The sequence below is a fragment of the Streptococcus iniae genome (genome assembly GCF_030732225.1).
In the GTDB taxonomy this organism is placed as follows: domain Bacteria; phylum Bacillota; class Bacilli; order Lactobacillales; family Streptococcaceae; genus Streptococcus; species Streptococcus iniae.
This window is the reverse complement of sequence record NZ_CP132230.1, coordinates 1,751,375-1,772,494: the sequence shown is the minus strand read 5'-3', so window position 1 is coordinate 1,772,494 and position 21,120 is coordinate 1,751,375. Positions and strand designations below refer to the sequence as shown.

The window sequence follows — 21,120 nt, the reverse complement described above, 5'->3', positions numbered from 1 at the left end:
AGAAATTGTTGATTCACCAACAAATTAACTGAAAATATTTGAAAACTCTTGTATAATAGTGACAAGAGTTTTTATGTCGAGATATGGTGGAAGGAGGCCTATGAAGTTACAGTCGCCCATTTCAGAATTGAAGGGTTTAGGACCTAAATCAGCTGAAAAGTTTCATAAATTGGAGATTTATAGTGTTGAAGATTTATTGTTGTACTATCCTTTTCGTTATGAGGATTTTAAGAGTAAATCTGTTTTTGAGCTTCAAGATGGTGAAAAAGCCCTTGTGACGGGTCTTGTTGTGACACCTGCCAATGTCCAGTATTATGGTTTTAAGCGCAATCGTTTAAGTTTTAAAGTGAAACAAGGGGAGCTTGTGATTGCTGTTAATTTCTTTAATCAGCCCTATCTTGCAGATAAGGTGGAACTTGATAAGGAGGTGGCTATTTTTGGCAAGTGGGACCAAAAGAAAGCTAGCCTAACGGGAATGAAATTTGTGATGACGCTTGAAGATGAATTGCAGCCGGTTTATCATTTGGTGCAAGGAGTAAGTCAAACTGCCTTGATTAAAGCTATTAAATCAGCCTTTGATAGTGGTTTATTAAGTCAGGTTCAAGAAAATTTACCAGAAACATTAATTACCCGCTATAAACTGATGGGGCGTCAAGCTGCTATTAAAGCCATGCATTTTCCAAGTGATTTACAGGAATATAAGGCGGCTCTGAGACGCATTAAGTTTGAAGAACTTTTTTACTTTCAAATGCACTTGCAGGTGCTTAGATTTGCCAGTAAATCAGAAAGTTCTGGCTTAGCCATCGCCTACAAGGAAGATGAAGTTGAAGCTAAAGTAGCGCAATTGCCTTTTTCGCTGACTAGAGCTCAAGAAAAGAGTTTGGCAGATATTTTATCAGATATGCAGTCTGGTCAGCATATGAATCGGCTCTTACAAGGGGATGTTGGTTCTGGTAAAACAGTCCTTGCCAGCTTAGCTATGTTTGCGGCTTATACAGCAGGTTATCAATCAGCTTTGATGGTTCCTACAGAAATTTTGGCAGAGCAACATTACCAGAGCCTTTTAGAACTCTTCCCGGATTTGTCCATTGCTATTTTGAAATCTGGAATGAAAGCTGCACAGAAGCGGACAGCTCTGGCGGCAATTGCTGATGGGTCTGTTGACATGATTGTAGGGACCCATGCTTTGATTCAAGATGCTGTGCAATACCACAAGTTGGGCTTGGTCATCACAGATGAGCAGCACCGATTTGGGGTCAAACAAAGACGTATTTTTAGAGAAAAAGGGGAAAATCCTGATGTGCTTATGATGACGGCAACCCCTATTCCAAGGACTTTGGCTATCACGGCTTACGGAGAGATGGATGTTTCTATTATTGATGAGTTGCCAGCAGGTCGAAAACCTATTGTGACACGTTGGGTTAAACATCAACAATTAGAGAGTGTACTGGCCTGGGTTTCTAAGGAAATTGCCAAAGGCGCCCAAGTCTATGTTATTTCACCCTTGATTGAGGAATCTGAGGCACTTGATTTGAAGAATGCTGTCGCTTTAGAAGAAGAACTCAAAGACTACTTTGGGGATACTGTTAGCATTGCACTGATGCACGGTAAAATGAAAAATGACATGAAAGATAGCATTATGCAAGACTTTAAAGCACAAAAAATAGCTATTCTTGTTTCAACAACTGTTATTGAAGTGGGTGTTAATGTGCCAAATGCAACTATTATGATGATTATGGACGCAGACAGATTTGGATTGAGTCAGTTGCATCAATTGCGTGGTCGTGTTGGTCGTGGGCATAAACAGTCCTATGCTATTTTGGTTGCTAATCCCAAAACAGAGTCTGGTAAAGAACGTATGGCGATTATGACTGAAACGACAGATGGTTTTGTCTTAGCTGAAGCCGACTTGAAGATGCGTGGGGCAGGTGAAATTTTTGGGACGAGACAATCAGGTATTCCGGAGTTTAAAACAGCTGATATTGTTGAAGATTTTCATATTTTAGAAGAGGCTAGGCGAGTGGCTAATCAGATTGCTGGCCAAAGGGATTGGCAAAGCCACCCTGAGTGGCGAGTAATTGCAGAGAATTTAGAAGACAAAGGAAACTTTGATTAGGTGCAAATGATGTTAAAAACAGTGAAATGCTCACTGAAATGGTATACTGTCAGTAATAAAGGTTCAAAGGAGTTTTAGGATGACCAATCAAATAATCGGACAAACCGGGCTTGAAGCCTCCAGACTTGTCTTAGGCTGTATGCGAATGGCCAGTCTTGATGTGATAGAGGCACAAAAAGTAATTGGGACTGCCTTAGAAGAAGGCATTAATTTTATTGATCATGCTGATATATATGGCGGTGGTCAATCAGAAGTACGCTTTAGTCAGGCTTTTCAAAACCTTGGATTAAAGCGAGATGATTTCATTTTGCAATCAAAATGTGGCATTCAAAAGGGCTATTTTGATTTTTCTAAAGAGCATATTTTGGCCTCTGTTGATGGGATTTTAGACCGTTTGCAAACAGATTATCTTGATTTTCTAGTGCTTCATCGCCCGGATGCCTTGGTTGAACCAGAAGAAGTTGCAGAAGCTTTTACCTCTTTGCGAAAGTCTGGTAAAGTTAAACATTTTGGCGTCAGTAATCACAATCGTTTTCAAATGGAGCTTTTGCAGGCTTATCTGGAGCAACCCTTGGCGGTTAATCAAATGCAATTATCTCCAGCACACACACCAATGATTGATGCAGGGTTAAATGTTAACATGCGCAATCAAGCAGGAATTGACAGGGATAATGGGATTATAGATTATTGTCGTCTCAAGAAGGTGACGATTCAAGCATGGTCTCCTTTTCAAATTGATTTGGACAAAGGTCTCTTTACAGGAAATCCTGATTATGTCGAGTTGAATCACGTCATTTCCACTTTAGCTCAAAACTATGCTGTTTCTGATGAGGCAATTATTATTGCCTGGATTCTCAGACATCCTGCACAAATGCAAGCTATTATTGGCTCTATGAATCCTGATAGGATTAAAAAAATTGCGGCAGCCACTAAGATTAAGCTGACGCGTCCAGAGTGGTATGAGATATACCGCGCAGCTGGGAATAATTTACCTTAAAAAGAAACTACCTAGCTCTTGGAGTTAGGTAGTTATTGTTTAGCCTTCGATATAATCTTTCAAGGCTTGGCCTTTTAGCCCTGCGTTTAGAGCAATCAAGAGTTTTAATCTGGCTTTTGGGGCATTGAGTTCTTTGACGAACATAACTCCAGATTTTTGGAGTTTGGCACCGCCACCTTGATAGGCGTAAACAGCTTCTGCGATACCGTTGAAACAACGCGAAACAAGTACAACAGGAATTCCTTGAGCAATTAATGTCTCTACTTCTGGAACTGCTAATGGTGGGATGTTACCTGCTCCGAGTGCTTCAATAACTAGACCTTGGATGTTATCTGGACTAAGGATACTGAGGATACTACCGTCTCCCATACCAGCGTAGGCTTTGACAATTGGGATTGTACCACTTAATTCTTTGAGGTCAAAGCGAACACGTGGTTCTGCAGTTTTAAAGAACAGAAGATCATCTTTAGTGACAATGCCAAGAGGACCATGGGTGGGTGTTTGAAAGGTTGAAATATTTGTTGTATGTGTTTTAGTAACGTATTTACCAGCGTGAATTTCATCGTTCATAACAACAAGGACACCTTTGCCTTTTGATTTGTCATGGCTTGCAACACGAAGAGCTGTTAAGTAGTTATAGATACCATCGCTACCAATTTCATTGGCACTACGCATAGCTCCTGTGATAACAAGAGGAACATCGGGAATGGCCATGGTGTCTAAAAAATAGGCGGTTTCTTCCAGAGTATCGGTTCCGTGAGTGATAACAATACCGTCATAAGCTGCGCCGTCCTCTTTGATTTTGTGGTAGAGTTTAAGCATGTGATGAGGTGTGATATGAGGACTTGGTAGGTTGAAAAAATCGATAACATGAAGTTGGATGTTATCAAGGTTAATCCCAAGTTCTGTCATTGGATTGATGGCGTTAGGTGCTACCTGACCGGCTGCATCAGCCTGCATGGATATTGTTCCTCCGGTATGTAGGACAAGGATTTGCTTCATTAGTTGTCATTCTTCTTTCAAAATAGATTAGTTAGGCCTATAAAAATAGGCTTAGTTGCTTCTAGGGTCTATTTTACTACGTTTTTAATGACCTTTCCATAGAAAGAATTGAAAATGTATTTTTACTAAGCAGTGATAAATAGGATAATGGAAGGTGTTAATAAGAAAAAGACTAGCTTTTTGATGGGAAAAGAGAAAGCTAGTCTTTTTGTTTACTTATTTGTCTTGAGGTTAAGTACCTTTATTTAATTTTTAGGAGTAGCAGTACCTGTTGCGTAGTCGAGAGTGATATTTTCTGCGACATTATCTAAGATAACGGTTGTAACGCCGTGTTCATCAACGGATTCCTTGGCGCTGTTTAATTTGATAGTAAGAAGTTGACCTGCTGCATCAATTCCAACATATTGCAATGCAACTTGACGAGGAAGTAATTCATTACCATTGTAGATTGGTGTTACTTTATAATCTAGCCAAAAGTTTGGGTGAAGAGCAAGCCAAGAATCTAAACGGTTTTCATAATAGAGCATTCCCTCAGGGTTGCTGTCATTTGCCCCTGCGTAGGCACCAGTGTTTAAATACGCAGTCATAGTGACGAGATTTCTTGCTTCATCATTTAAACCACAGAATTGGTAACCAACTAAATGGCCACGATTCATTACCCAAGAGGATTTTGTGCCATCTCCGTAAGGGAATCTGTAGTTATGCCATCCAACCGGGTTATAAGTGATGCTTGTTCTATTGTCAGTTGTTTCGTGTTTATCTTGAAGTTGAATGTGTGAGGAAGTAGCGCGGTTTAGATGATCTAAATTACCAAGTTGTAACTGATAGTCGCCGGTAAAAGCTAGTATTTTAGGAGAACTTGCTATTGGAAAGTTCGTTTCTTCGTGTGTTACATTAGGATACGTTCGTATTCGGGCTGCATCAACGGTTGTTGTCAGAGAAAATGATAGTAGCAAAACAATAACAGCAAGCAAACTTGTCTTCTGTTTGGACGAATTCATTTTAGGCATTCTCATAATAGCACCTAAACCTTTCCAATTTTAGCTTTTAGAGTGGATCACTTATTGCACTTTACGAGATAAGTATAACACTATTAAGATTAAAAAACACAGTTTTAATAAAATTATTTTTACATGATTTTTAGATAAAATAGTTGATAAATTAAAGTCTTCCAAACGCCTTAAAAAAGGCGTTTTAGGGTTATTCATTTATTAAATAATTATGCTTTTTGCACTTGTTTAAAAAGTGATTTCAAAAGAAAAAACACTCTATTTTCAGAGTGTTCTAAGGTTTTGGATTAGAATTAAAATAATTGATATTATCATAAATTACAGTAAAATGAATAGAATTAAACCTTGTGTTAATGAAATGGTGTTACTTGTCCTTTCAAGATACTATAAGTTATATGAAGAATATGATATAATCTATTTTATCCTAGTAGAGAAAAGAGAAAAAAGATTTTGACAATAAAAGCAGTCTTTTTTGATATCGATGGTACCTTGCTAAATGATCGAAAAAATGTCCAAAAGACAACGCAAAAAGCCATTCAAAGTTTGAAAAAACAAGGAATTATGGTTGGTCTAGCCACAGGTCGAGGCCCTGCTTTTGTGCAGCCTTTTTTAGAAAATTTTGGCTTGGATTTTGCAGTAACCTATAATGGCCAATATATCTTAACCAGAGACAAGATTTTATATCAGAATCAGTTGCCTAAATCACTCATTTATAAGGTTATAAGATACGCAAGTGACCGCAAAAAAGAAGTGTCTTTAGGAACAGCCTATGGCCTTGATGGTTCCCGGATTATTGACATGGGCACGAGCCAGTTTGGTCAAGTGGTTTCAAGTATTGTTCCTAAAAGTATGGTTACAACAGTTGAGGGGAGTTTTAAACATTTAATTCGTCGTATTAAACCGCAAAGTTTTAACAATTTAGTAACCATTATGCGAGAGCCGATTTACCAAATTGTTATTGTAGCCTCAGCTGAGGAAGCTACAGAAATTAAGGAAAAATTTCCTCATGTTAAAATAACAAGAAGTAGCCCTTATTCTATTGATTTAATTTCTATGGGGCAGTCTAAAATCAAAGGTATTGAACGTTTGGGAGAGATTTTTGATTTTGAATTGTCTGAAGTGATGGCTTTTGGCGATTCTGATAATGATCTTGAAATGTTGTCTGGTGTCGGTGTCGGTGTTGCTATGGGGAATGCCGATGATCTTGTCAAAGAAGGTGCGCATTTTGTCACTGCTTCAAACAATAATGGTGGTATTTCAAAGGCTTTGGCCCATTACGGTTTAATTCATTTGGATGTTGATAAGAGCTTCAAGAGTCGTGATGAAAACTTTAATAAGGTTAAAGATTTCCATCGTGTGATGGATGGTGATACCATTGAGACTCCTAGAGGCTACACGCTTTCGCAGGCAGGTCATCGTGCTGATTTTAAAGTGGAAGAGTTGGTTGAATTTCTTTATGCAGCTAGTCAAGGGGATAAGACTAAGTTTACACAATCCTTGATGGATATGCATGCTGCTATTGACAGAGCAGCACATAAAGTACAGTCTCAAGAACACAAAGAATCACCATTGGTAGGGCAGGTAGATGCCTTGACAGATTTGTTGTACTTTACCTATGGTTCTTTTGTGCTTATGGGTGTAGATCCTCAACCCATATTTGAAACCGTGCACGAGGCTAATATGGGCAAATTATTCCCTGATGGCGTAGCTCATTTTGACCCTGTTAGCCATAAGATTTTAAAACCAGATAATTGGCAGGAACATTATGCTCCAGAAAAAGCAATTAAAAAGGAATTGGATAAGCAATTGCAAAAATCATTGCAACGCTTAGAAAAATAAAAAAGCTTTGGATGTTTGATTACCCCTCTATTCACTTTAAGGGGACGATATCAAATGATCCAAGCTTTTTTAAAGTTTACAATGTTTTGTCATTGTCACGAACGACCAATAAATCCACTTTAGCGTGGCGCATGATGTATTCTGATGAAGAGCCAATAAGGAGGCGTTCAAAAGTGTTAAGGCCAGTTGCACCGACCATGATTAAATCGACTTTTTCACGTTCAGGAATATCGTGAGCTAGGAGTTTTTTAGGGCTGCCAAACTCAATAACTTGCCTTACATTTGTGATACCCAAGTGACGGGCTTGTCTTTCTAATTCTGAGAGCACATCTTTGGCTTCTTGTTCGAGTTTATCATAGATATAAGTGTCAAAGGTTGCAACACTTTGAAGGGCGCGCGTGTCAACAACGTGTACTAAAATGAGTTCTGCATCATTTCGTTTAGCAACATTAACACCTTTATTAAATGCTAGTTCTGATTCGTAAGAGCCGTCAACAGCAACCATTATGTGTTCGTATTTTTCAATCATAGCCTAGTCCTCCTTGAAAATTTAGAGATAAGCTCTAAATCTATTTCTTACTTATATTATACCCTTTTTTGGAGGATTTGAAAACGTTTTATTTTTTTCTGAAATCATTTTTTCGCGGTGTTTCATTTTTAAAGAGATAGAAAATTCTTTCTAATTTGATTGATTTTGTTTATAATATAGTCTACGAGGTAAAGAATATGAAAACGTTTAATAAATCGTCAAAGTTAGAAGATGTTGCCTACGATATTCGTGGACCAGTTTTGGAAGAAGCAGAACGTATGATGGCAAATGGGGAAAGAATCCTTCGTTTGAATACAGGAAATCCTGCCGCCTTTGGTTTTGAAGCACCAGATGAAGTTATCCATGATTTAATTGTAAATGCTCGCCAAAGTGAGGGGTATTCTGATAGTAAGGGGATTTTTTCGGCACGAAAAGCCATTATGCAGTACTGTCAGTTAAAGAAGTTTCCAGATGTTGATATTGATGATATTTATCTAGGTAATGGCGTTTCAGAACTGATTTCCATGTCTTTACAAGCCTTGCTTGATGATGGTGATGAGGTTTTGGTGCCGATGCCGGATTATCCTTTGTGGACAGCTTGTGTTAGTTTAGCTGGAGGAAAGGCTGTTCATTATATCTGTGATGAAGAAGCTGATTGGTATCCAGATATTGATGATATGAAGTCAAAAATAACTGCGAAAACAAAAGCTATCGTTGTTATTAATCCTAATAATCCTACTGGAGCTCTTTATCCTAAAGAAATCCTTGAAGCTATTGTTGAACTTGCTAGAGAACATGGTCTAATTCTTTTTGCTGATGAAATTTATGACCGTGTTGTCATGGATGGTGGTGAGCATATTGCAATTGCCAGTTTAGCGCCAGATGTTTTTTGTGTTTCTATGAATGGTTTGTCAAAATCACATCGCATTGCCGGTTTTCGTGTTGGATGGATGGTTTTATCTGGTCCGAAACAACATGTTAAAGGTTATATTGAAGGACTTAATATGCTTGCTAACATGCGCTTGTGTTCTAATGTTTTGGCGCAGCAAGTTGTGCAAACCTCGCTTGGTGGGCGACAATCTGTAGATGATTTATTGCTTCCAGGTGGCCGTATTTTTGAACAAAGGAACTTTATTTATAAAGCGATTAATGACATTCCTGGATTGTCTGCTGTTAAGCCACAGGCAGGACTTTATATCTTCCCTAAAATTGACCGTCACATGTATCGTATTGATGATGATGAGCAATTTGTTTTGGATTTGCTGAAACAAGAGAAGGTGATGTTGGTGCATGGCCGAGGTTTTAACTGGAAAGATCCTGATCATTTTAGAATTGTTTATCTACCAAGAGTAGAAGAACTGGCTAATGTTCAAGAAAAAATTACCCGTGTCCTACACAAGTATAAACGTTAATCAAAAGAAGTCTGATTGTCATCAGATTTCTTTTTGTTAGGAATGTTTAAAAGATGAATGAGAAGAATTGTAGAAATAGTAAACAATTTTCAGATAATTCCTTGCTAAAAGCAAACTCCTTTGATATAATTGTAACGCAAATATATCAAAGGAAAAGGTGACAAATGCCGAATTTACTAGAAAAAACAAGGAAAATTACTTCAATTCTTCAACGTTCTGTAGACAGTTTGGAGACGGAATTACCCTATAATGCAATGGCATCTCGTTTAGCAGATATCATTGATTGTAATGCTTGTATTATTAATGGTGGTGGGACGCTCTTAGGGTATGCCATGAAATATAAAACCAACACAGACCGCGTTGAGGAGTTTTTTGAAGCAAAACAATTTCCAGAGTCATATGTTAAATCAGCTAGCCGTGTTTATGATACAGAAGCTAATTTACCGGTGGAAAATGAATTGACAATCTTCCCTGTAGAATCAAAAGATATCTACCCTGATGGCTTAACAACTATTGCACCTATTTATGGTGGTGGTATGCGTTTGGGATCATTGATTATTTGGAGAAATGATAAGAAATTCAGCGATGATGATTTAATTTTGGTTGAAATTTCAAGTACAGTAGTTGGTATTCAACTCTTGAATCTTCAAACCGAAAATCTAGAAGAGACAATTCGTAAACAAACAGCTGTTAATATGGCTATTAACACATTATCGTATTCAGAAATGAAAGCTGTCGCAGCTATTTTAGGAGAGTTAGATGGCAATGAAGGGCGTTTGACAGCATCAGTTATTGCTGATCGTATTGGTATCACACGTTCTGTTATTGTTAATGCCCTTCGTAAACTTGAAAGTGCAGGCATTATTGAAAGTCGCTCTCTTGGTATGAAAGGGACTTACTTGAAAGTTATCAATGAAGGTATCTTTGAAAAGTTAAAAGAGTTCTAATCTCATCTATGATGATAACCATCCTTATTGTTAAGGGTGGTTTTTTTTGATTAGAAAAACAAGTGTCTTGACACCTGTCAAAAAACTGATTATAATGTAAGATAGTTATTATAATTATTATTTTTAGAAAATTTCATCCGGAGAAAATAATGGCGAAAGCACTCATTTCAATTGATTACACCAATGATTTTGTAGCTGATGATGGTTTATTAACAGCTGGGAAACCAGCTCAAGCCATTGAAAAAGTAATCAGTAAGGTTACTTTGGACGCTTTTGAAGCAGGTGATTATATCTTTTTTGCAATAGATGGCCACGATAAAGGTGACCAGTTTCATCCTGAAACGAAATTGTTTCCAGCTCATAATATTATGGGAACAAGTGGTAGGCATTTATATGGCGCCTTAGGAGAATTGTATCAAGACATAAAAGACAATGCTTCAGTTTTTTGGATTGATAAACGCTATTATTCAGCTTTTTCTGGAACGGATTTAGACAGCCGTCTGAGAGAACGACGGGTTGATACGCTTGTTTTAACGGGTGTCTTAACGGATATTTGTGTTTTACATACAGCTATCGACGCCTATCATCTGGGCTATAAGATTCAAGTTGTTGAGAAAGCTGTTGCTAGTTTGTCTGACAGTAATCACAATTGGGCCTTGCAACACATGTCGTCTGTTCTTGCAGCAGAAATCATATAAAAAGAACGCAGTTGAAAATGAAAAGAACCTCCTTATAATGGACAGTATAAAAAGTACTATACTGTTCTTATAAGGGGTTCTTTTCAAAAACTGTGCTCTTTTTATTTTTTGACAATTAAATTGATTGCTTTGTTAATACGCTCTTCTTGGGCTTTGGGGTCATCAACGGGGTTTTCGATAACCTCAGTGATTTTTTGACCAATGATAACCCCCATAGTGCTATTAATGCTTGAGCGAATAGCTGTTAATTGGGAAATGATATCAAAGCAACCTTGTTCTTCTTCAATCATACGTTGAACACCTCTGATTTGCCCTTCGGTACGCTTTAATCGATTTATAATATCCTTTTTTTTAGTCCTCATAAATACCTCGCTTCTGTTTGTCATTATACCCGTAAGGGGTATTTTTGTCAATTTTAGACAGGTTTTTGAGTTGACAGTGTTTAATAGCCGTGGTATATTTTAGATACCCACAGGGGTATAAAACATGAAAGAGGTAACCACAATGACACTAATGCAATGGTTTCAAAAGCAAGAATCCATTAGTACACAAGAGTTAGAAAAGCTTATCAAAGAAGGTAATGTAAAACTTATTGATGTTCGTACAAAGCAAGAGTTTCAAAATACTCATATTAAAGGTGCACAAAATATTCCCTTAAGCAGTATTTCTCAATATAAAGGGAATAAAAAGCAGATTCACTATGTGATATGCCAGTCAGGGATTCGTAGTAAGAAAGCTTGTCAGATGTTAACTAAGGCAGGTTATTCTACCATTAATGTTAAAGGTGGAATGTCTTCTTGGGATGGGTCTAAAGTTTAAGGATAGATAAAAAGAAAAGGAAATGATATGACAAAGATTATTATTGTTGGTGGTGTAGCAGGTGGTATGTCTGCTGCGACAAGGTTACGTCGTTTGATGGAAGATGCTGAGATTATTGTTTTTGACAAAGGCCCCTATGTCTCTTTTGCAAATTGTGGACTGCCTTTTCATGTTTCTGGTGAAATTGAAGACCGCTCAGATCTTTTGGTTCAGACCCCAGAAAGACTAAAAGCTCGTTTTAATTTAGATGTCAGACCAGAAACAGAAGTCATTGCAATTGATCCAGTAGGCAAAACAGTCACAGTTAAGTATAGTGACAAGACCTATGACGAATCTTATGACAAGTTGATTTTATCTCCAGGGGCAAAACCAATTCTGCCGGCTTTGCCAGGTTTAGACTTGGCTGAAAATGTTTTTACCCTTCGTAATATTCCTGACTTAGACATGATTATGACCAAGCTCATTGACCGTAAGGTCACTAAAGCAACAGTTGTTGGTGCTGGTTTTATTGGCCTTGAAATGGCTGAAAGTTTAGTGAGAAAAGGGTATCAGGTCAGTGTGATAGAAATGGCCCCTCATGTGTTACCGCCACTTGATCAGGAAATGGCAAGTTTTGTCGAAGCAGAATTGAAGGCTAATGGGGTTAATCTTATCACCGGACTATCTGCTCAAGCCTTTGAAGATGGCGGAAAAACGATTGTTTTACAAGATGGCAGTCGCCTAACTTCAGATATTACCATTATGTCTGTTGGGGTTTCTCCAGACACACGGTTGGCTCAAGAAGCTGGGATTGCACTTGGGATGAAAGGTGGTATTTTAGTAGATGCCTCTTATCAAACAAGTCAAAAAGGTATTTATGCTGTGGGGGATGCTATTGTTGTTGAGCAAGAAATCACAGGTCAGGATGCCTTGATTTCACTAGCTAGCCCAGCAAATCGTCAAGGGCACCAAGTAGCAGATGTCATTGCTGGAATGAAACGTAGGAATAAAGGAAGTATCGGGACGGCTATTGTCCGCGTCTTTGACCTTGTGGCTGCCTCGACTGGACTTAGTGAAGGTCTTGCGACACAAGCTTTTGAGAATGTTGGGGTTGTGCATATTAGTGGAAAAGATCATGCTTCTTATTTCCCTGGTGCTAGAGAATTGACTTTGAAACTTATCTTTTGTAAAAATACGGGACGTATTTATGGTGCACAGGCAATAGGAGCTAAAGGCGTTGATAAACGTATTGATATTTTGGCTACCGCTATTAAGGCTGATTTGACAGTCTTTGATTTACCGGAGTTAGAATTCACCTATGCTCCACCTTTTGGCTCAGCTAAAGATCCTGTTAATATGGCTGGCTATGCTGCTATAAATGTGGTAGAAGGGATTAGCCATTCTGTGCAGTGGCATCAACTAGAAGACCAACTAGCGGATGGGAAGGTCTTATTGGATGTGAGAAGTGCAGGTGAATTTAAGTCTGGCTATTTTGGAGATGCTCTCAATATTCCGCTAGATGATTTACGTGACAGGCTTAGTGACTTAGATAAAAGGCAATCCTACATTGTAAGTTGTCATAGTGGACTACGGTCATATTTAGCTGAACGAATTTTAAAACAAAAAGGTTTCTCAGTTGAAAATTTAGATGGGGCCTATTCCCTTTATAGCAGTGTTTATCCAGAAAGGATTAAAAAATGACGAGTGAAACAATAGCAGCGTTGCAAAATGCTTTAAGTAAAGGTGGATGTAATCTCATTGATGTTCGTGAAGATTTTGAATACCAATTAGGACATGTTCCAGGATCTCAAAATATTCCTCTTAGCCGTTTGGGACAGGACTATAACAACTTAGATAAAGACCAAACCTATCACATTATCTGTCAATCTGGTGGTCGCTCAGCCCAAGCAGTTGCCTTTTTAGAGCAAGAAGGTTACCAGGCTATCAATGTTGAAGGTGGCACAAGTGCTTGGACAGGACTATTAGAGTCATCAGAAAACTGAGTGTATGAGCTCAGTTTTTTTAGTTAAAAGTTAGGTGAGTAAGTGGTGGGGGTATTGAGTGAGGGGGGGCAATTACAATTTAGTCCTTGAAGAGAGGTAATATGCTATTAATAATGGTTTTTTAATTTTTAAAAGACAACTTTTTCTTTTGAAATTCTCGAAAAAAATTATATAATATAGCATATAAAATAAATAGTATATCACATTGAAAGAGGTGGTTTTTATTCAATTAAGTCAACGACAAGAAATGATTATTGCTATTGTCAAAAAAGAAGAGCCTATTACGGGTGAAAAAATTGCAGACCTGTTACATGTTACAAGGGCAGCTCTGCGCTCTGATTTGGTTGTTTTGACCATGTTGGGACTTTTGGATGCTAAACCCAAGGTGGGTTATTTCTATCAGGGAGAAACAACTGTTTTACAAGCCTTAAAGCCAACAGAACCCTTGAGGGTTTCAGATGTTATGGGGATTCCGGTAACGGCACATCAAAACGATTCGGTATATGATGTTATTGTGTCTATCTTCTTAGAAGATACGGGTGGGATTTTTATTCTGGATAAAGATGATTACCTTTGTGGTGTGGTTTCTAGAAAAGATTTGCTTAAAGCAGCAATTGGTGGTGGTGATTTAACGAAACTTCCTATTGGCATGATTATGACAAGGATACCTAATATTACAACAGTCGCTGAAAATGAGTCTGTTAAAGAGGCAACGCAAAAATTAGTTAGTAGAGAAGTTGACAGCTTGCCAGTTGTACGCCTAATTGATCAGGACCCTAAAAAAATGCAGGTTGTTGGCAAGTTTTCAAAAACCATTATTACCAGACTCTTTTTAGATTGTTAAGGAGATGATTATGGAAGAAGCATTGAGTATTTATATTGTCTCGGATTCATTAGGAGAGACAGCTAGAGCACTTGCTAAGGCTTGTGTTTATCAATTTCCGAACCATGAATCGTGGGAATTTAAACGCTTTACAAATATCAAAAGTAAAGACCTATTAGACGGTGTTTTTAAATCTGCTAATCAAGATCATGTTCTTTTTATGTTCAGTTTAGTTAATGAGGAGCTTGCTTGTTATGCTGTTGAAAAAGCGATTGTAGAAAATTATGCTTATGTAGATTTACTGACTAATGTCATTAAGGCAATATCTCATATCTCTGGGATACAACCATTGGGCCAACCTGGGACCTTGCGAAAACTAGATAGTCTTTATTTTAAAAGGGTAAATGCTATTGAATTTGCTGTTAAATATGATGATGGAAAGGACCCAAGAGGGATTTTAGAGGCAGATGTGATTCTACTTGGTGTCTCTAGAACCTCTAAAACTCCATTGAGCATGTACCTGGCAGATAAGCAGTTAAAAGTGGTCAATATTCCCTTAATACCAGAGGTGCCCTTGCCAAAAGAAATCAAAGAGGTTGACCCAAGGCGGATTGTTGGTTTGACAAATTCACCTGACACATTGAGTCATATCAGAATTGAGCGGCTTAAAGCCATGGGGCTTTCAGGAACAGCAAGTTATGCTAAGATGGACCGTATTATGGAAGAATTGGATTATGCAGAGAAAGTAATGAATGCCTTGCACTGTCCAATCATCAATGTTGCTAATAAAGCCATTGAAGAAACAGCAGGCATCATTGTAGAGCTGCTAAAAACTAACGGCATTAAAATTATTAAAGATTACGATATGTAAGATGGAGGCAATAATGGAAAACACATTTGTTTATCGTTTTGATCAGGGTAATAAAGATATGCGCAGTCTTTTAGGTGGTAAAGGAGCTAATTTAGCAGAGATGACGGCTATTGGCTTGCCGGTTCCACAAGGCTTCACCATTACAACTGAGGCGTGTAATGATTATTATGATAAAGAAGGTCAGATTAGCGACCTTATTTTAAGTCAAATTAATAAAGCGCTTACACACCTTGAAGAAGAACAAGGCAAACAATTGGGAAGTAATCACAATCCTTTACTTGTATCTGTTCGTTCAGGGGCAGTTTTTTCAATGCCGGGAATGATGGACACTATTTTAAACCTTGGTTTGAATGATAACAGTATTCATGGTTTAATTTCAGCGACTCAAAATGAACGTTTTTCTTATGATAGTTATCGCCGTTTTATACAGATGTTTTCTGATGTAGCTATGGAAATTCCAAAATACAAATTTGAACATGTTTTAGACCGTATTAAAGCAGAAAAGGGCTATCAATGTGATACTGATTTGACTAGTCAAGATTTGCAGGCTATTGTGCTTGAGTTCAAGCAAATTTATAAGGCAGAAATTGGTAAGGAGTTTCCACAGGATCCCAATGAGCAATTGTTGTTAGCAGTCGAGGCGGTTTTCCGTTCATGGAATAATCCGCGTGCAAAAGTTTACCGTCGTTTAAACGACATTTCAGATACACTTGGAACAGCAGTCACTATTCAATCAATGGTATTTGGCAATATGGGTCAAACAAGTGGTACGGGCGTTGCCTTTACCCGCAATCCCTCAACAGGGGAAAATCAGCTATTTGGAGAATACTTAATCAATGCTCAAGGTGAAGATGTGGTTGCAGGGATTAGAACTCCTCAAAGTATTGATAGGCTAAAAGCTGATATGCCAGATATCTATGAACAGTTTACGGGTATTACTAAGATTCTTGAAGACCACTATAAGGATATGCAAGATGTGGAATTTACCATTGAAAAAGGTAAACTTTACATGCTACAAACACGTACCGGGAAACGGACTGCAAAAGCAGCCATTAACATTGCAGTTGACATGGTAGAAGCAGGCCTAATCTCAAAAGAAGAAGCCATCATGCGTATTGAACCCAAACAATTAGACCAATTGCTTCACCCAACTTTTGATCAGTCTGCTTGCAATGAAGCCACACTCTTAGCAAAAGGACTTCCTGCCTCACCAGGTGCAGCATGTGGCCGTGTTTATTTCCATGCAGACGATGTCGTTGCACATGTTAAAACTGGTGAAGAAACGTTACTTGTTAGACAAGAAACCTCACCAGAAGATATTGAAGGAATGGTCAGTGCCGTTGGTATTTTGACAGCTCGTGGCGGAATGACCTCTCATGCGGCCGTAGTTGCGCGTGGAATGGGTAAATCTTGTGTCGCAGGTTGTAATCAGTTACGTGTTGATGAACGTGCAAAGGTCATTGAAGTTAATGGCAAGGTTATCAATGAAGGAGACTATATCTCAATTGATGGTAGCAGTGGAGCTGTTTATCTGGGGCAATTGGCCATGACTTCTGTTCAAGTTGACAAGGCCTTCAATACTTTTATGGAATGGGTTGACCAAGAACGTGACATGATGGTTCGTAGCAACGCTGATAATCCACGTGATGCTAAAAAAGCCATTGAATTTGGCGCAGAAGGTATTGGGCTTTGTCGTACAGAACATATGTTCTTCGAAGAAGAGCGCATCCCAGCGGTCCGTAAAATGATTTTGGCTGACACTGTTGATGACCGTGTTAAAGCACTTGATAAATTATTGCCATTCCAACGTGATGACTTCTATCAAATGTTTAAAGTCTTAAATGGGAAATCATGTACCATTCGTCTTTTAGACCCACCTTTGCATGAATTCCTACCACATGATGACAAAGCCGTGGATGCATTAGCAGCAGAAATGGGAATGTCAAGTCAGCTCCTTCATAAACGGATTCAAGCATTGGAAGAGTTCAATCCAATGCTTGGTCACAGGGGCTGTCGTTTGGCCATTACTTATCCAGAAATTTGCCAGATGCAAGCGCGAGCCATTGCACAAGGAGCCCTTCAAGCAATGAAAGAAGGCTTCGCAGTGCAGCCAGAGATTATGGTGCCATTAATCAGTACAGTCAATGAACTAAAAGTTCTAAAACCATTAATCATTGAAACTGTACATGAAGAAATGGAAAAAGCAGGCCTTACGTTTGACTTCACTGTTGGTACTATGATTGAAATTCCAAGAGCCTGTGTAACCGCTGATGAAATTGCTGAGGAGGCTGATTTCTTCAGTTTTGGTACAAATGACTTAACCCAAATGGGCTTTGGTTTTTCACGTGATGATGCTGGTAGATTCTTAGGTGAATATGTTGAAAAAGGTTTGCTTGAAAAAGACCCTTTCCAAGTCTTAGATCAAAAAGGTATTGGGCGTCTCTTTGGTATGGCAGTTGACCTTGGTCGTTCGGTTAAACCTAATCTTAAATTGGGAATTTGCGGTGAGCATGGTGGTGAACCAGCTTCAGTTGAGTTTTGCCACAGTCAAGGAATAAATTACGTTTCTTGTTCACCGTTTAGAGTGCCTATTGCAAGGCTTTCTGCAGCACAAGCCAAAATCAAAAGAGATGGATATCATTGTAATAGGGATAAATAAATAGTAAGTCTATAAACTAGCTTTAAACCAGTGTTGGTATAGAGCTAGTTTTTTCTTTTGGGTAACTGGCAGAGCTTATAGATTTCTATTCACAATACTATAAAAAAAGCTTTTAAATATGATATAATGTTTTAGACTATGTAAAAAATCCATGTTAAGAATGAGTTAAGGAGAAATCATGAAAATTTCTGAAGAAGAAGTGCGCCATGTAGCCACATTATCCAAGTTATCATTTTCAGATAGTGAAACCAAAGCATTTGCAACAGACTTGACCAAAATTGTTGAGATGGTTGAACTTTTAAATGAGGTTGACACTGAAGGTGTTGCAATCACAACAACTATGGCAGACCGTAAAAACGTTATGCGTAAAGACCAGGCACAAGCTGGAACAGATAGAGCATTATTATTTAAAAATGTCCCTGAAAAAGAAAATAACTTTATCAAAGTACCAGCTATTTTGGAAGATGGAGGAGATGCCTAATGTCATTTAATCATAATACCATTGAAGAATTGCATGAACTCCTTGTTAATAAAGAAGTTTCTGCAAGAGAATTGACGCAAGCCACTTTAGAAGACATCAAGTCCCGTGAAGATGTGGTCGATTCTTTTATCACAGTTGCAGAAGAAAAAGCTTTACAACAAGCAGATGCCATTGATCAAAAAGGGATTGACGCAGATAACCTTATGGCAGGTATTCCATTTGCTGTTAAAGATAACATTTCAACAAATGGCATTTTAACCACGGCAGCATCGAAAATACTGTATAATTATGAACCTGTTTTTGATGCCACAGCAGTAGCCAATGCCTATGCCAAGGACATGATTGTTATTGGTAAAACCAATATGGATGAATTTGCCATGGGTGGCTCAACAGAGACATCTTATTTCAAAAAAACCAAAAACGCCTGGGATAACAGTAAGGTTCCTGGTGGTTCATCAGGTGGTTCAGCAACAGCAGTAGCTTCTGGACAAGTGCGTTTATCACTTGGGTCTGATACGGGTGGGTCAATCCGCCAACCAGCTGCTTTTAATGGGGTTGTTGGTTTCAAACCTACTTATGGAGCTATTTCGCGATTTGGTTTGATTGCTTTTGGAAGTTCCCTTGACCAAATTGGACCATTCTCACAGACTGTTAAAGAAAATGCACAATTTTTAAACGTGCTTGCCAGTGCTGATGAGAAAGATTCTACATCTGCCCCTGTGCAAATTGCTGATTATAGCTCAAAAATTGGCCAAGAGATTAAAGGGATGAAAATTGCCTTACCTAAAGAATATTTAGGTGAAGGAATTGATCCTAAAATCAAAGAAAATATCCTTGAAGCAGCAAAACAATTTGAAAAATTAGGTGCTATTGTTGAAGAAGTGTCACTGCCTCATAGTAAGTATGGTGTAGCTGTTTACTATATTATTGCTTCTTCAGAAGCATCTTCAAACTTGCAACGCTTTGATGGTATTCGTTATGGTTTCCGAGCAGAGGATGCAACTAGCTTAGAAGATATTTATGTCAAAACCCGTAGTCAAGGTTTTGGTGATGAAGTCAAACGTCGTATCATGCTAGGGACATTTAGTCTATCATCAGGTTATTATGATGCTTACTTCAAAAAAGCTGGTAAAGTAAGAACCTTAATCATTCAAGATTTTGAGAAGGTTTTTGCAGACTATGACTTGATTTTAGGTCCAACAACACCAACTCCAGCCTTTGGTTTAGATACTTTAAATCATGATCCTGTGGCCATGTATTTGGCTGACCTTTTAACTATTCCAGTTAACTTAGCGGGTCTTCCAGGGATTTCGATTCCTTCAGGTTTTGTTGATGGTTTACCAGTAGGCTTGCAATTGATTGGTCCAAAATACAGTGAAGAAACGGTTTATCAAGCTGCAGCAGCTTTTGAAACTAGCACTGATTACCACAAGCAACAACCCGTGATTTTTGGAGGTGCAAACTAATGAATTTTGAAACAATTATTGGTCTTGAAGTCCATGTGGAATTAAACACTAATTCTAAAATTTTCTCACCTTCACCAGCACACTTTGGTCAAGAAGCTAATGCTAGTACCAATATTATTGATTGGTCATTTCCTGGTGTTCTTCCTGTCATTAACAAGGGAGTTATTGATTCAGGGATTAAAGCAGCACTTGCTTTAAATATGTCTATTCATAAAGAAATGCACTTTGACCGTAAGAATTATTTCTACCCTGATAACCCTAAGGCTTACCAAATTTCACAGTTTGATGAACCTATCGGTTATGATGGCTGGATTGACATTACCTTAGAAGATGGCAGTAAGAAGAAAATCCGTATCGAGCGTGCGCATTTGGAAGAAGATGCAGGTAAAAATACACATGGGACAGACGGCTACTCATACGTTGATTTAAACCGTCAAGGTGTTCCATTGATTGAGATTGTTTCTGAAGCAGACATGCGTTCTCCTGAGGAAGCTTATGCTTACTTAACAGCCTTGAAAGAAATCATCCAATATACAGGTATTTCTGATGTTAAGATGGAAGAAGGCTCAATGCGTGTGGATGCCAATATCTCACTTCGCCCATATGGTCAAGAGGAATTTGGAACCAAAACGGAATTGAAAAATCTGAACTCTTTTAGTAATGTACGTAAGGGACTTGAATTTGAAGTTGAACGTCAAGCTAAAGTGCTTCGTTCTGGTGGTATTATCCGTCAAGAAACAAGACGTTACGACGAAGCTAATAAAGGGACGATTTTAATGCGTGTAAAAGAAGGCGCTGCTGACTACCGTTATTTCCCAGAACCAGACCTTCCTTTGTATGACATTGATGACGCATGGATTGAAGAAATGCGTACAGAATTGCCAAAATTCCCAGCAGAGCGTCGTGAAACATATGTTGAGACTCTTGGTCTTTCTGACTATGATGCCAACCAATTAACGGCTACCAAAGCCTTATCAGATTTCTTTGAGAAAACTGTAGATTTAGGAGGAGATCCTAAACAAGTCTCTAACTGGTTGCAAGGTGAAGTGGCCCAATTCTTAAATGCAGAAAATAAAACCATTGAAGCTATTCAATTAACACCAGAAAACTTAGTTGAAATGATTGCCATTATCGAAGATGGAACAATTTCTTCTAAGATTGCTAAGAAAGTCTTTGTTCACTTGGCTAAAAATGGTGGTTCAGCTAGAGACTATGTGGAAAAAGCAGGTTTGGTTCAAATTTCTGATCCAGAGGTTTTGATTCCAATTATTCATCAAGTTTTCGCAGATAATGAGGCAGCTGTTGCTGACTTTACATCTGGTAAACGTAATGCGGACAAAGCCTTTACAGGATTCTTAATGAAAGCAACCAAAGGCCAAGCCAACCCACAAGTTGCACAACAATTATTGGCTCAAGAATTGCAAAAACTCTTGGACTGATATTCACAAGATAAGATAAAAGAAGATAAG

General features: G+C 38.3%; 19 protein-coding genes. 15 read left to right on the top strand and 4 right to left on the bottom strand.

Annotated elements, in window-relative coordinates; translation table 11 throughout:
- The first annotated feature begins 100 nt into the window (after positions 1-100).
- Positions 101-2,116: an ATP-dependent DNA helicase RecG gene (gene recG / locus Q9317_RS08770; protein ID WP_003102016.1), complete on the top strand. Its 2,016-nt coding sequence runs from the start codon at positions 101-103 to the stop codon at positions 2,114-2,116.
- A gap of 79 nt (positions 2,117-2,195) precedes the next feature.
- A complete protein-coding gene (locus Q9317_RS08765) occupies positions 2,196-3,113 on the top strand; it encodes an aldo/keto reductase (RefSeq protein WP_003102014.1) in 918 nt (305 codons plus the stop codon).
- A gap of 39 nt (positions 3,114-3,152) precedes the next feature.
- On the opposite strand, the gene Q9317_RS08760 is transcribed toward Q9317_RS08765, so the two are convergent.
- On the bottom strand, positions 3,153-4,115 hold the full coding sequence (locus tag Q9317_RS08760) for an asparaginase (RefSeq protein WP_031239080.1): 963 nt from the start codon (positions 4,113-4,115) through the stop codon (positions 3,153-3,155).
- 245 nt (positions 4,116-4,360) lie between these two features.
- Positions 4,361-5,116 (bottom strand): DNA/RNA non-specific endonuclease, encoded by a 756-nt coding sequence (locus tag Q9317_RS08755; RefSeq protein ID WP_031239082.1) that lies wholly within the window; start codon positions 5,114-5,116, stop codon positions 4,361-4,363.
- Positions 5,117-5,575: 459 nt separating this feature from the next.
- Between Q9317_RS08755 and Q9317_RS08750 the strand changes: the two genes are divergently transcribed.
- Positions 5,576-6,964, top strand: a complete 1,389-nt coding sequence (locus Q9317_RS08750) for a Cof-type HAD-IIB family hydrolase (protein WP_003102009.1) — start codon at positions 5,576-5,578, stop codon at positions 6,962-6,964.
- 76 nt (positions 6,965-7,040) lie between these two features.
- Here the strand turns inward: Q9317_RS08750 and Q9317_RS08745 are convergent, their stop codons facing one another.
- Positions 7,041-7,493, bottom strand: a complete 453-nt coding sequence (locus tag Q9317_RS08745; protein ID WP_003102008.1) for a universal stress protein — start codon at positions 7,491-7,493, stop codon at positions 7,041-7,043.
- A 197-nt stretch (positions 7,494-7,690) separates the two neighbouring features.
- Between Q9317_RS08745 and Q9317_RS08740 the strand changes: the two genes are divergently transcribed.
- From Q9317_RS08740 to Q9317_RS08730, 3 genes are all read left to right on the top strand, one after another.
- On the top strand, positions 7,691-8,905 hold the full coding sequence (locus Q9317_RS08740) for a pyridoxal phosphate-dependent aminotransferase (protein ID WP_003102007.1): 1,215 nt from the start codon (positions 7,691-7,693) through the stop codon (positions 8,903-8,905).
- 164 nt (positions 8,906-9,069) lie between these two features.
- Positions 9,070-9,852, top strand: a complete 783-nt coding sequence (gene codY / locus Q9317_RS08735) for a GTP-sensing pleiotropic transcriptional regulator CodY (protein WP_017794594.1) — start codon at positions 9,070-9,072, stop codon at positions 9,850-9,852.
- A gap of 149 nt (positions 9,853-10,001) precedes the next feature.
- Positions 10,002-10,550 carry a cysteine hydrolase family protein gene (locus Q9317_RS08730; RefSeq protein ID WP_003102003.1) on the top strand — a complete coding sequence of 183 codons (549 nt, stop codon included), beginning with the start codon at positions 10,002-10,004 and terminating at the stop codon, positions 10,548-10,550.
- A gap of 101 nt (positions 10,551-10,651) precedes the next feature.
- Here Q9317_RS08730 and Q9317_RS08725 read toward each other — a convergent pair whose 3' ends face one another.
- Positions 10,652-10,912 (bottom strand): metal-sensitive transcriptional regulator, encoded by a 261-nt coding sequence (locus Q9317_RS08725; RefSeq protein ID WP_003102001.1) that lies wholly within the window; start codon positions 10,910-10,912, stop codon positions 10,652-10,654.
- Positions 10,913-11,036: 124 nt separating this feature from the next.
- Between Q9317_RS08725 and Q9317_RS08720 the strand changes: the two genes are divergently transcribed.
- The 9 genes from Q9317_RS08720 (at position 11,037) to gatB (ending at position 21,090) form a co-directional block, all read left to right on the top strand.
- Entirely contained in the window at positions 11,037-11,369 is a 333-nt protein-coding gene (locus Q9317_RS08720) for a rhodanese-like domain-containing protein (protein WP_003101999.1), read from the top strand.
- A gap of 27 nt (positions 11,370-11,396) precedes the next feature.
- Entirely contained in the window at positions 11,397-13,049 is a 1,653-nt protein-coding gene (locus Q9317_RS08715) for an FAD-dependent oxidoreductase (protein ID WP_003101997.1), read from the top strand.
- On the top strand, positions 13,046-13,351 hold the full coding sequence (locus Q9317_RS08710) for a rhodanese-like domain-containing protein (protein ID WP_003101995.1): 306 nt from the start codon (positions 13,046-13,048) through the stop codon (positions 13,349-13,351). Before Q9317_RS08715 ends, Q9317_RS08710 begins: the two co-directional genes overlap by 4 nt.
- 214 nt (positions 13,352-13,565) lie before the next feature.
- Positions 13,566-14,195 (top strand): transcriptional regulator CcpN, encoded by a 630-nt coding sequence (gene ccpN / locus Q9317_RS08705; protein WP_017794761.1) that lies wholly within the window; start codon positions 13,566-13,568, stop codon positions 14,193-14,195.
- A 10-nt stretch (positions 14,196-14,205) separates the two neighbouring features.
- A complete protein-coding gene (locus tag Q9317_RS08700) occupies positions 14,206-15,045 on the top strand; it encodes a pyruvate, water dikinase regulatory protein (protein ID WP_003101993.1) in 840 nt (279 codons plus the stop codon).
- A gap of 13 nt (positions 15,046-15,058) precedes the next feature.
- On the top strand, positions 15,059-17,704 hold the full coding sequence (gene ppdK, locus Q9317_RS08695; protein WP_003101992.1) for a pyruvate, phosphate dikinase: 2,646 nt from the start codon (positions 15,059-15,061) through the stop codon (positions 17,702-17,704).
- Positions 17,705-17,882: 178 nt separating this feature from the next.
- Positions 17,883-18,185 carry an Asp-tRNA(Asn)/Glu-tRNA(Gln) amidotransferase subunit GatC gene (gene gatC / locus Q9317_RS08690; RefSeq protein WP_003101991.1) on the top strand — a complete coding sequence of 101 codons (303 nt, stop codon included), beginning with the start codon at positions 17,883-17,885 and terminating at the stop codon, positions 18,183-18,185.
- Complete coding sequence (gene gatA, locus Q9317_RS08685; protein WP_003101990.1) at positions 18,185-19,651, top strand: Asp-tRNA(Asn)/Glu-tRNA(Gln) amidotransferase subunit GatA; 1,467 nt, start codon at positions 18,185-18,187, stop codon at positions 19,649-19,651. The genes gatC and gatA overlap by 1 nt, the downstream gene beginning before the upstream one ends.
- Positions 19,651-21,090 (top strand): Asp-tRNA(Asn)/Glu-tRNA(Gln) amidotransferase subunit GatB, encoded by a 1,440-nt coding sequence (gene gatB / locus Q9317_RS08680; protein WP_003101989.1) that lies wholly within the window; start codon positions 19,651-19,653, stop codon positions 21,088-21,090. The genes gatA and gatB overlap by 1 nt, the downstream gene beginning before the upstream one ends.
- Positions 21,091-21,120: the final 30 nt, after the last annotated feature.

Bases quoted from the DNA above. Each gene is read 5' to 3' on its own strand.
- Q9317_RS08730 (WP_003102003.1), top strand. From the start codon at position 10,002: ATGGCGAAAGCACTCATTTCAATTGATTACACCAATGATTTTGTAGCT.
- gatC (WP_003101991.1), top strand. From the start codon at position 17,883: ATGAAAATTTCTGAAGAAGAAGTGCGCCATGTAGCCACATTATCCAAG.
- Q9317_RS08700 (WP_003101993.1), top strand. From the start codon at position 14,206: ATGGAAGAAGCATTGAGTATTTATATTGTCTCGGATTCATTAGGAGAG.
- Q9317_RS08765 (WP_003102014.1), top strand. From the start codon at position 2,196: ATGACCAATCAAATAATCGGACAAACCGGGCTTGAAGCCTCCAGACTT.
- recG (WP_003102016.1), top strand. From the start codon at position 101: ATGAAGTTACAGTCGCCCATTTCAGAATTGAAGGGTTTAGGACCTAAA.
- Q9317_RS08740 (WP_003102007.1), top strand. From the start codon at position 7,691: ATGAAAACGTTTAATAAATCGTCAAAGTTAGAAGATGTTGCCTACGAT.
- gatB (WP_003101989.1), top strand. From the start codon at position 19,651: ATGAATTTTGAAACAATTATTGGTCTTGAAGTCCATGTGGAATTAAAC.
- Q9317_RS08710 (WP_003101995.1), top strand. From the start codon at position 13,046: ATGACGAGTGAAACAATAGCAGCGTTGCAAAATGCTTTAAGTAAAGGT.
- Q9317_RS08745 (WP_003102008.1), bottom strand. From the start codon at position 7,493: ATGATTGAAAAATACGAACACATAATGGTTGCTGTTGACGGCTCTTAC.
- Q9317_RS08725 (WP_003102001.1), bottom strand. From the start codon at position 10,912: ATGAGGACTAAAAAAAAGGATATTATAAATCGATTAAAGCGTACCGAA.
- codY (WP_017794594.1), top strand. From the start codon at position 9,070: ATGCCGAATTTACTAGAAAAAACAAGGAAAATTACTTCAATTCTTCAA.
- gatA (WP_003101990.1), top strand. From the start codon at position 18,185: ATGTCATTTAATCATAATACCATTGAAGAATTGCATGAACTCCTTGTT.
- Q9317_RS08755 (WP_031239082.1), bottom strand. From the start codon at position 5,116: ATGAATTCGTCCAAACAGAAGACAAGTTTGCTTGCTGTTATTGTTTTG.
- Q9317_RS08760 (WP_031239080.1), bottom strand. From the start codon at position 4,115: ATGAAGCAAATCCTTGTCCTACATACCGGAGGAACAATATCCATGCAG.
- ppdK (WP_003101992.1), top strand. From the start codon at position 15,059: ATGGAAAACACATTTGTTTATCGTTTTGATCAGGGTAATAAAGATATG.
- Q9317_RS08715 (WP_003101997.1), top strand. From the start codon at position 11,397: ATGACAAAGATTATTATTGTTGGTGGTGTAGCAGGTGGTATGTCTGCT.
- Q9317_RS08720 (WP_003101999.1), top strand. From the start codon at position 11,037: ATGAAAGAGGTAACCACAATGACACTAATGCAATGGTTTCAAAAGCAA.